The sequence below is a fragment of the Piscinibacter sp. genome, from assembly GCF_050175855.1.
In the GTDB taxonomy this organism is placed as follows: domain Bacteria; phylum Pseudomonadota; class Gammaproteobacteria; order Burkholderiales; family Burkholderiaceae_C; genus Piscinibacter.
Window position 1 is genome coordinate 1 of record NZ_JBFXIO010000444.1, and the last position, 3,815, is coordinate 3,815.

Here is a 3,815-nt window from a genome sequence, read left to right on the forward strand (position 1 = left end):
GCCGCGCGATTCGGCACCCCGCTGTACGTCTACTCGCGCAGCGCCATGCGCGAGGCGCTGGCCGGCTACCAGCGCGCGCTCGCCGGCCGCGACCACCTCATCTGCCACGCGATGAAGGCCAACAGCAACCTGGCGGTGCTGCAGACCTTCGCCCAGGCCGGCTGCGGGTTCGACATCGTCTCGGGCGGCGAACTCGCGCGTGTGCTGGCCGCCGGCGGCGATGCCGCCAAGGTGGTGTTCTCCGGCGTCGGCAAGACGCGCGCGGAGATGGCTCAGGCACTCGAGGCCGGCGTGGCCTGCTTCAACGTGGAGAGCGAAAGCGAGCTTGAACTGCTTTCCCAGGTGGCACGGCAGGCGGGCCGCTCGGCGCGCATCAGCCTGCGCGTGAACCCGGACGTCGACCCGAAGACGCATCCCTACATCTCCACCGGGCTGAAGGGCAACAAGTTCGGCGTCGCCCACGACCGCGCGCTGGCCACCTACCGACGCGCGGCATCCCTGCCCGGCATCGAGGTGGTGGGCATCGACTGCCACATCGGCTCCCAGATCACCGAAACCGGCCCCTACCTCGACGCGCTCGACCGCGTGCTCGACCTGGTCGAGGCGGTGGAGACTGCAGGCATCCCCTTGCACCACCTCGACCTCGGCGGCGGGCTGGGCATCACCTACACCGACGAGCAGCCGCCGGCGGCCGAGGCACTGGTGCGCGCGCTGCTGGCGCGCATCGACAGCCGCGGCCACGGCCATCGCAGGATCCTGCTCGAGCCGGGGCGTTCGCTGGTCGGCAATGCCGGCGTGCTGCTAGCCAGCGTGCTCTATCTGAAGCCCGGCGGCGAGAAGAACTTCTGCATCGTCGACGCGGCGATGAACGACCTGATGCGCCCGGCGATGTACGAAGCCTGGATGGGCATCGTGCCGTGCGCCCAGCGCGACGAAGCGCCGCAGACCATGGACGTGGTCGGCCCGGTGTGCGAATCCGGCGACTGGCTGGGCCGCGACCGCCACCTCGCGGTGCGCGCCGGCGACACACTCGCCATGCTGTCGGCCGGTGCCTATGGCATGAGCATGGCGAGCAACTACAACACCCGCGGCCGCGCCGCCGAGGTGATGGTGTCCGGCAACCAGGCCTGGCTGATCCGCGACCGCGAAGTGCCCGCGGACCTGTTCCGCGGCGAGCACCTGCTGCCGCCGGAGGCCGACACCTAGATCCGGCCTTCCTCCACCGCATGGCAGGCGATGCGGATGCCGTGCAGCGCGAGCTGCTTCGGCCGCTCGCTGCGGCAGCGCTCGTTGGCATGGGGGCAGCGCGGGTGGAACGAGCAGCCGCTCGGCGGGTTCAGCGGGTTCGGCACCTCGCCCTGAACCGGCGTGCGTGAGCGCCCGCTCATGCGGATGTCGGGGATCGCATCGAGCAGCATGCGCGTGTACGGATGCCGCGGCCGCGCGAACAGTTCGGCCTTCGGCGCCACCTCGACCAGGCGGCCGAGATACATCACGCCCACCGCATCGGCCACGTGGCGGACCACCGCGAGGTTGTGCGAGATGAACAGGTAGGTGAGTCCCCGCTCCCGCTGCAGGTCCTTCATGATGTTGAGGACCTGGGCCTGCACCGAAACGTCGAGCGCCGAGGTCGGCTCGTCGCAGACGAGGAACTCGGGTTGCGTGGCCAGCGCGCGGGCGATCGAGATGCGCTGGCGCTGCCCGCCGGAGAACTGGTGCGGGAACTTGGCCGCATCGGCCGGCGCCAGGCCCACCGACTGCAGCAGTTCGCCCACACGCGACTCCACCGCCGCCCGGCCCTGCACCAGGCCATGCTCGCGCAGCGGCTCGGCGACGATGTCCAGCACCTTCCAGCGCGGGTTCAGGCTGGCGAACGGATCCTGGAAGATCATCTGCATGCGCCGGTGCAGCGCACGCGCAGCCGGCGACGCAAACACCTTGTGCGCGTCCAGGCCATCGAAGCGCACCGTGCCCTGTGTCGGCGCATACAGACCGACCAGCAGACGGGCCACCGTGCTCTTGCCGCAACCCGACTCGCCCACCAGCGCCAGCGTCTGGCCGCGCATGATGTCGAAGCTCACCCCGTCCACCGCGTGCACGAACTGCCTCGGCTTGCCTTCGATGACGCGGTTGAGCCAGGGCGCGGAGACCTCGAAGGTCTTCACCAGGTCACGGACCTCGACCAGCGGCGCGCTCATGCCGCCACCCCCCGGAGCTCCTCGGTGCGCCAGCAGGCCGCGCGAGTGGCGCCGGCCGGCATCAGTTCGGGCCGATCGCGCCGGCAGCGCTCAGCCACGTGCGGGCAGCGCGGGTTGAAGGCACAGCCGGCAGGTATGGCGTTCAGCCGCGGCATCGCGCCGTCGATCTGCAGCAGCCGCTCACGGTCTTCGTCCATCGCCGGGATCGAGCCCATGAGCCCCGCCGTGTATGGGTGCGCCGGTCGGTGGATCACCTCACCCACCGGGCCGATCTCGGCGATGCGCCCGGCGTACATCACCGCCACGCGGTCGCAGGTCTCGGCGATCACGCCCATGTCATGCGTGACCAGCATCACCGCGGCGCCATGCTCGCGGCACACCCGCTTGAGCAGCGTGATGATCTGCGCCTGGATCGAGACATCCAGCGCCGTGGTCGGCTCGTCGGCGACGATCAGCTTGGGCTCGGCCGCCAGCGCGAGCGCGATGACCACGCGCTGGCGCATGCCGCCGGAGAACTGATGCGGATACTGTTCGAAGCGCGCCTCGGGCGCCGGGATGCCGGTGTCGGCCAACAGCGCGATGGCACGCTCGCGTGCCTGCTTCTCCGACAGCGGCAGATGGGTGCGGATCGTCTCGACCAACTGCCGGCCCACGGTGTACAGCGGGTTCAGCGAGGTCAGCGGATCCTGGAAGATCGCGCCGATGTGGCGGCCGCGCAGCTGGCGCATCGCCTCGTGCGGCAGGTTGTCGATCCGGCGCCCCTCCAGGCGGATTTCGCCGCCGCCGATGCGGCCCGGCGGCTCGAGCAGGCCGATGATCGCGGCGCCGGTCAGCGACTTGCCGGCCCCCGATTCGCCGACCACGCCGAGCACCTCGCCCGGCGCGATGTCGAACGAGACGCCGTCCAGCGCGAGCAGCGTGCCGCGCCGCGTCGGGAACTCGACGCGTAGGTCCTTGACCTCCAGCAGCGGAAAACTCATCGCAGCCTCGGGTTCAGCGCGTCGCGCAGCCAGTCACCGAGCAGGTTGACCGACAGCGCGATCATCACCAGCACGATGCCCGGGAAGATGGTGATCCACCATTCGCCGGAGAAGAGGAAATCGTTGCCCACGCGGATCAGCGTGCCCAGCGACGGCTGCGTCGGCGGCACGCCCACGCCGAGAAAGGACAGCGTCGCCTCGATCAGGATCGCCTGGCCGATGTCGATGGTGGCCAGCACCAGCACCGGCCCGGTGACGTTGGGCAGCACATGGCGCGCCATGATGCGCCACTTCGACACACCGATCACCCGCGCCGCCTGCACGTACTCCTTGTTGCGCTCGACCAGGGTCGATCCGCGCACCGTGCGCGCGAACTTCACCCAGCCCGACAACGCGATCGCCAGGATGAGCACCGCGAAGGCCAGCGTGTCGTGCGCGTTGGGGAACATCGCGCGGCCCACGCCGTCGATCAGCAGCGCGATCAGGATGGCGGGGAACGAAAGCATCACGTCGCACACGCGCATGATGAAGGCGTCTACCCGCCCGCCGACGAAGCCGGACAGCAGCCCGAGGCTCACCCCGACGATCACCGACAGCAGCACCGAGGCCAGCCCGACGAGCAGCGAGATGCGCGCGC

Annotated in this window: 4 protein-coding genes; 1 reads left to right on the forward strand and 3 read right to left on the reverse strand. The window is 70.2% G+C overall.

Annotated elements, in window-relative coordinates:
• The coding region (gene lysA, locus AB7U92_RS23475; protein WP_428582661.1) for a diaminopimelate decarboxylase at positions 1-1,206 on the forward strand (1,206 nt) is incomplete at its 5' end.
• Here lysA and AB7U92_RS23480 read toward each other — a convergent pair.
• From AB7U92_RS23480 to AB7U92_RS23490, 3 genes are all read right to left on the reverse strand, one after another.
• A complete protein-coding gene (locus AB7U92_RS23480) occupies positions 1,203-2,198 on the reverse strand; it encodes an ABC transporter ATP-binding protein (RefSeq protein WP_428582663.1) in 996 nt (331 codons plus the stop codon). The two genes, lysA and AB7U92_RS23480, sit on opposite strands and share 4 nt — an antisense overlap.
• Complete coding sequence (locus tag AB7U92_RS23485) at positions 2,195-3,178, reverse strand: ABC transporter ATP-binding protein (RefSeq protein WP_428582665.1); 984 nt, start codon at positions 3,176-3,178, stop codon at positions 2,195-2,197. The genes AB7U92_RS23480 and AB7U92_RS23485 overlap by 4 nt, the downstream gene beginning before the upstream one ends.
• Positions 3,175-3,815, reverse strand: a 641-nt coding sequence (locus tag AB7U92_RS23490) for an ABC transporter permease (protein WP_428582667.1), incomplete at its 5' end; no start/stop codon positions are given. The genes AB7U92_RS23485 and AB7U92_RS23490, both read right to left, overlap by 4 nt.

Coding starts and splice junctions, on each gene's coding strand:
- AB7U92_RS23485 (WP_428582665.1), bottom strand. CDS start 3,178: ATGAGTTTTCCGCTGCTGGAGGTCAAGGACCTACGCGTCGAGTTCCCG.
- AB7U92_RS23480 (WP_428582663.1), bottom strand. CDS start 2,198: ATGAGCGCGCCGCTGGTCGAGGTCCGTGACCTGGTGAAGACCTTCGAG.